Raw genomic sequence first — 5,725 nt, forward strand, 5'->3', positions numbered from 1 at the left:
GGCCAAGACAAGGTAAACCCAGGTTCGCTTATCCTGTCAGCAGAAATGATGCTGCGTCACATGGGCTGGTTTGAAGCCGCTGATCTGGTGATCAAATCAATGGAAAAAACCATCGCCAACAAAACTGTGACATATGACTTCGAGCGTCAAATGGAAGGTGCGAGCCTACGTAAGTGCTCTGAGTTTGCAGACGACATGATTGCGCAAATGTAATAATAGTATTATCGCACGATGATAAAACCCGGCTCACTCGCCGGGTTTTTTTGTTTGTGGTCTCGGGAATGATCCACTCAGACAATCAGTTTATATCCTCCCACGACAACGCGGTGCCTTTGGTTAACGCGCGTGTCGCGCGTTTTCCGATCACGGCATCATAGTGTTTCGGCGCCAACCCAAAGCCAGGACGAATACTGCGCACATTATCCGCCGTTAGTTTCTCTCCGGGCGCGATATCCTGACATACATACAAAGAGCGTCTAAATTGACGGTTGCTCGACTCGGCCTCTCGGGTGGTGAGGGCGCTTTCTCCTAACGCTTGCCACGCCGCGTGGGTTTGCTCACAAAGCGCACTGAGTGCAGGTGGCGTGAGCGAGAAAGCAGCATCTGGGCCTCCCGAATTTTCAGAGAGCATCACATGTTTTTCAATCACGCACGCGCCGAGTGCCACGGCTGCGATCGCGGCGGTATTGGTCAGCGAATGATCGGATAAACCCGCCAATGTTTGATAGCGGCTGGCTAAGGTTGGAATGGTTCGCAGATGGCTTTGTTCAATTGGCGCGGGGTAGGCGCTGATACAATGAAGCAACACCAGCTCACGACAGCCGTTATCACGGGCAGTCGCCACTGCCTCGTCAATCTCTGTCTCGTCAGCCATGCCGGTTGAGATGATCATCGGTTTACCGGTTTGCGCGGCATAGCGAATCAAGGGCAAATCAATCGCCTCGAACGAGGCAATTTTATAGGCGGGGGCGTTAAGATCTTCGAGCAAGTCAATCGCGGAGCAATCAAAAGGGGAGGAGAATAAGGTGATGCTTTCTTTTCTCGCGTGATCAAATAACGGCTTGTGCCACTCAAACGGGGTTTGTGCCCAGCGATATAGTTGGTGGAGACTATRACCATCCCACAGTCCGCCTTTGATCTGAAATTCATCGTGGTCGCAATCAAGGGTAATGGTATCGGCGGTATAGCTTTGCATTTTGACCGCATCGGCACCGCAGACTTTGGCCATGGAAAGGGTTTGCTTGGCAAGCTCAAGGCTACCATTATGGTTGGCCGACATTTCGGCAATGATATAGGGAGGATGCTGGGGACCGATCAAACGGCCTGCAATCTTAATGTCGTTGTTCATAAACCGCATCGATATTCAGTTTGGTTTGAAGGGCGCTGGCGCCTTGCTGCCACTCATCAGCGGACAAAGACAGGCACACAATCTCGACTGTTTTTCCCTCAGGCAGGGAAAAGGTGCGTTGCCGACTTTGCGGCGTTTCACGAAAGCCAAAGCGTTGATGTAGCCGAACCACTCCCTGGTTATGACTGAGCACTTCACAGTTCAACTGGGTCACACCCAAGGTCTCAAATGCTAAACTTAATGCGCCAAATTCCATGAGTGCGCCGCTGCCACGCGGTGCATCTGGGGCCGCATAAAAAGCCCAGGTCGCACTTGTCCTATTCTCGCTATCGAGTTCAAGGTTGACCACGCCAAGCGGGGTGTTTGGTTGGCTGTCTACGCGCTTGTAGACGATATAGAAATAACGGTGCGTGTTGGCAAGCATATGGCTGAACCATGCCTTGTGCTCATCATGGCTAATTTCATGCTGAGTGTACATAAACTGGCGWACAGCGGGACGATTGCGCCAATGCCATAAGGTATCACTGTCCGCGTGACTCACCGCTTTAAAAATTAGTTGCATAAGTCATGCTCCAAGGCCGCGACCACGCGCTCTGCGCCTTTTCCATCGGTGATCGCTGGCAGAGTAGGAAGCTGATACCAGTTTGCCGCAAGGTGCTGCAGTGCAGACGCGTAATCTTGCCAGCGGGTGTGCTCACCGCGTCCTAAGTATTGATAGCCCGGTTGTCCGGCGAGATACTCGGCCATGGCGTGTTGGTTTTCCGCCACACACACCAAGGTGCTCGGGACCCCCAAGCAGCTGCGCTCAATGGCGGTCACACCGGCCGCCCCAAACGCATAGCGTGCCTGTGCCATGTGGGCATCAAAGTCCGACAGTGCTTCCACCACGCTAACCCCATCGGGGACAGGCTCTTTACACAATGCATCGCGGTCTGGGTTACGCCGGCCGGTGACAATTAATAGCGAGAAAGGCAGCCTATCGAGCTTTTGCTCTTCTTCTAGGTGTTGAACGGCTTCTAGGTGTTTGACCGCGTCCACGAGCTTGCGGCTTTCACCGGTCGGGTCCGTGCCGGAGAAAAAGGCGATCACCTTATCTTCTCGCGGCGGCGGAGACTGATGTAAGGCGGCAAATGCTGGACGCAATAGTGCATATTCGGGCCCCAGTAAGCATCGGGTCTGTGGATTTACAAGCTGTGACACGTAGCGCGTGGTGAAATCAGGCCAAGGATTTTGATCGAGCAAAAACGCGCAATCGTGGGGCCGATTGGCTAAATCATCGACCACCATCACCGGACAGCCTAATTGGGTGTGAATTGATTGCTCCCAGCGGACATCGAGGGCGTAATGATCCACCACCATCAAATCCACCGGCTGGTTAGCCACGCATGCGGTTGCCTCTTCGGCATCTTGCCGCTGGCTCACACCAAGCCAATCGGTGTTGCTAAGCGAGTTTTTGGGAGCAGGCAACACCGCCACCGTTAAGCCTTGTTCATGGCTGACTGCTATCAAATTGCCGGGCAAGTCGCGACACACTAAGGTCACCTGATGGCCAGACCCTTGTAGCATGCTAGCCAACACATGCATGCGGCTGATGTGGCCGGTACCTATCGCTTGGGAGGCATCGACTCGAATGGCAATATGGCTCATAGCAAGGCTTGTTGCTCCAACAGTTGATACATTAGTTCGGCGCGTAGCCAGTCATCCGGCTCATCAATGTCTTGCACGCGGTAATGAGGGATCAACACGGCTTTCGAGTGAGGGGCAAAAACCGGCTCGCGCGCTAAAAACGCACTTGGCGTGCCCCAGTAAAACATTCCCGCATCGTGGTACGCCGGTTGTAAGTCTTGGGAGCGCGTAGTGAAATGCTCGGGCCATAACATGCTGACACTGCCATCGGCATCGACGTGAATACTGCGCTGAATCGGAAAGGCGTAGCGGGTGGCGGCAAAACTGTATTTGACGGTGTCACCATCCAGTAACGCTAAGCCTTGGCGCAAGTCATCCGCGGTGACAAAGGGGGTGGTAGCATACAGGCAGCATACCGCTTGCAAAGGCGTTTGCAGTGGCAACGGGTTAAGCCACTGGATCGCATGCTCAAGCACATCCAAGGTCGTGGCGTGATCGCCGGCAATCTCGGCGGGACGTACAAAAGGCACTTCAGCCCCGGCATCGCGCGCCACATTAGCAATGTCGTCGCAATCGGTGGAAACCAAGACGCGATCGAATAGCCCACTTTGACGTGCGGTCGCAATGGCATAAGTGATAATGGGCGCACCGTTAAACAGTTTGAGGTTCTTGCCCGGAATGCGTTTGCTGCCACCTCGGGCGGGAATAATACATACATTCATCGGTCACGCGTCCTCAATGGCTTTTTGTAGCGCAGCAATCACTGTATCTTGCTGCTGCTCGGTTAAATCGGGGTAAAGCGGCAAAGTGAGTGCGCCCGCGTAATACTGCTCGGCAAGCGGGAAGTCTCCGTGTTGGAAGCCCAGTGCCTGATAGTAAGGTTGCGTATGCACGGGAATATAGTGCACGTTCACGCCAATGCCTTGCGCACGCATTGCTTCAAAAACGGCGCGGCGTGTATCGGCGTGCTCAAGCTCAATCAAATACAAATGCCATGCCGACTCGGGATCTAAAACGGGCCGCTTGACGGGCAAATCCGCCAGTGCCTGATGGTAACGCTCGGCGAGTGCAAACCGTTTGGCGATAAAGGAACGAAGCTGGGTTAATTGTGAACGGCCAAGCGCGGCATGAATATCCGAGAGGCGATAGTTCATCCCCAATGTATGCTGCTCATAACCCCAAGGCGGTAAACTAGCGTGGCTATCTTCTGCGTCACGGGTGATCCCGTGGCTACGCAACTGACGCAGTGCTTTCGCCAATGTGGCACTTTGGGTGGTGGCAACCCCAGCCTCTCCCGCGGTAACCACTTTGACCGGATGAAAACTAAACACGCTAATATCGCTGTACTGGCATCCACCCACCGTCGCGCCTTGATAGTAGGCGCCCATCGCATGTGACGCATCCTCAATAATGGCTACCTGATAACGCTTGGCGAGCGCGGCAATCTCGGCCATTGGCGCACTGACACCGGCCATATGCACCACCACCAGCACTTTGGGTAAGCTGTGAGTAGCGGCCGCTTGTGCCAGCTTTTTCGCGAGCTGCTGGGGGCATAGATTACGTGTGTTCGGGTCGATATCGACAAAGTCCACCTCAGCACCACAGTATCGGCCACAATTGGCTGACGCGACAAAGGTGATGGGGGAGGTCCATAAACGATCGCCTGGGCCCAGTCCTAACGCCAGACAAGCCAGATGCAGGGCAGATGTCGCGCTATTAACGGCGACCGCATGCGCAGCCCCGGTGAGTTCGGCGACGGCGGCTTCAAAAGCCGGAACTTGCGGGCCTTGCGTCAGATAATCACTTTTTAGCACCTCAAGCACAGCGGCACAGTCTTGCTCGCTAAGATGCTGCTTTCCGTATGGGATCAACGCCATACTCCTTTACTGCTCGGTGTCGAGTTGCAAAATAGCCTCGACGGTTAACACATCTGGGTTAGTGCCTGATTGATACTCAAACCCTTCTGGCACGGGCTGTCCTTTCTCACCCAACGCATTTTCTCGATAGTCATCATCGGCATCGTAGAACTTAATGGTGGGGCAAATCACGTAATGATCGGCAAATTCGAGCGTCAGATGCGCATCGTCAGCCGGACACATCACTTCATGCATTTTTTCGCCGGGGCGAATGCCTATCACCTTGACGGGGGTATTCGGGGCATAGGCGCTGGCGAGATCCGTCAGGCGAACCGATGGGATCTTAGGAACAAATATTTCTCCGCCATACATGCGCGAAAAGTTTTTCAGCACAAAATCCACCCCTTGCTGCAAGGTAATCCAAAAGCGGGTCATTTCAGGGTGAGTAATGGGCAAATGCTCCGCGCCTTCCGCTGCCTTTTTCTTAAACAAAGGCACCACAGAGCCGCGTGAGCCGACCACATTGCCATAGCGCACCACTGAAAAACGTGTCTTTTGGCCCCCGGTCATATTGTTAGCGGCGACAAACAATTTATCTGAACACAGTTTGGTGGCGCCATAGAGATTATTGGGGCTGGCGGCTTTATCGGTCGAGAGCGCAATCACCTTTTCGACCCCGTTGGCAATCGCGGCTCGAATCACATTCTCTGCACCGTGAATGTTGGTTTTGATACACTCCATCGGGTTGTATTCGGCGGCAGGTACCTGCTTAAGTGCAGCGGCATGAATCACATAGTCAATACCTTGCATCGCTTGCATTAAACGATCGCCATCACGCACATCGCCGATAAAATAGCGCATGCAAGGGGCGTTAAAGGTTTGCTGCATTTCATAT

General features: G+C 53.8%; 7 protein-coding genes. 1 reads left to right on the forward strand and 6 read right to left on the reverse strand.

Annotation, left to right across the window (positions count from 1 at the left end):
* Positions 1 to 213 (forward strand): isocitrate/isopropylmalate family dehydrogenase (locus tag BZG79_RS10660; protein WP_242414162.1); only part of this gene is annotated, 213 nt, incomplete at its 5' end.
* 85 nt (positions 214 to 298) lie between these two features.
* Here the strand turns inward: BZG79_RS10660 and pseI are convergent.
* The 6 genes from pseI to pseB all read right to left on the reverse strand — a co-directional run.
* Positions 299 to 1,348 (reverse strand): pseudaminic acid synthase, encoded by a 1,050-nt coding sequence (pseI, locus tag BZG79_RS10665; RefSeq protein WP_077774371.1) that lies wholly within the window; start codon positions 1,346 to 1,348, stop codon positions 299 to 301.
* Entirely contained in the window at positions 1,332 to 1,910 is a 579-nt protein-coding gene (gene pseH / locus BZG79_RS10670; RefSeq protein WP_077774372.1) for a UDP-4-amino-4,6-dideoxy-N-acetyl-beta-L-altrosamine N-acetyltransferase, read from the reverse strand. Before pseH ends, pseI begins: the two co-directional genes overlap by 17 nt.
* On the reverse strand, positions 1,901 to 2,995 hold the full coding sequence (pseG, locus tag BZG79_RS10675) for a UDP-2,4-diacetamido-2,4,6-trideoxy-beta-L-altropyranose hydrolase (protein WP_077774373.1): 1,095 nt from the start codon (positions 2,993 to 2,995) through the stop codon (positions 1,901 to 1,903). The genes pseH and pseG overlap by 10 nt, the downstream gene beginning before the upstream one ends.
* Positions 2,992 to 3,696: a pseudaminic acid cytidylyltransferase gene (gene pseF / locus BZG79_RS10680; RefSeq protein ID WP_077774374.1), complete on the reverse strand. Its 705-nt coding sequence runs from the start codon at positions 3,694 to 3,696 to the stop codon at positions 2,992 to 2,994. The genes pseG and pseF overlap by 4 nt, the downstream gene beginning before the upstream one ends.
* Positions 3,697 to 3,699: 3 nt before the next feature.
* Positions 3,700 to 4,845, reverse strand: a complete 1,146-nt coding sequence (pseC, locus tag BZG79_RS10685; RefSeq protein ID WP_077774375.1) for a UDP-4-amino-4,6-dideoxy-N-acetyl-beta-L-altrosamine transaminase — start codon at positions 4,843 to 4,845, stop codon at positions 3,700 to 3,702.
* Positions 4,846 to 4,857: 12 nt separating this feature from the next.
* The coding region (gene pseB, locus BZG79_RS10690; RefSeq protein ID WP_077774376.1) for a UDP-N-acetylglucosamine 4,6-dehydratase (inverting) at positions 4,858 to 5,725 on the reverse strand (868 nt) is incomplete at its 5' end.

Source organism: Salinivibrio sp. MA427 (assembly GCF_001996115.1).
GTDB classification, from domain to species: Bacteria; Pseudomonadota; Gammaproteobacteria; order Enterobacterales; family Vibrionaceae; genus Salinivibrio; species Salinivibrio costicola.

Excerpts from the sequence above, each read along its gene's own strand:
- pseG (WP_077774373.1), bottom strand. The coding sequence starts at position 2,995 with ATGAGCCATATTGCCATTCGAGTCGATGCCTCCCAAGCGATAGGTACC.
- pseF (WP_077774374.1), bottom strand. The coding sequence starts at position 3,696 with ATGAATGTATGTATTATTCCCGCCCGAGGTGGCAGCAAACGCATTCCG.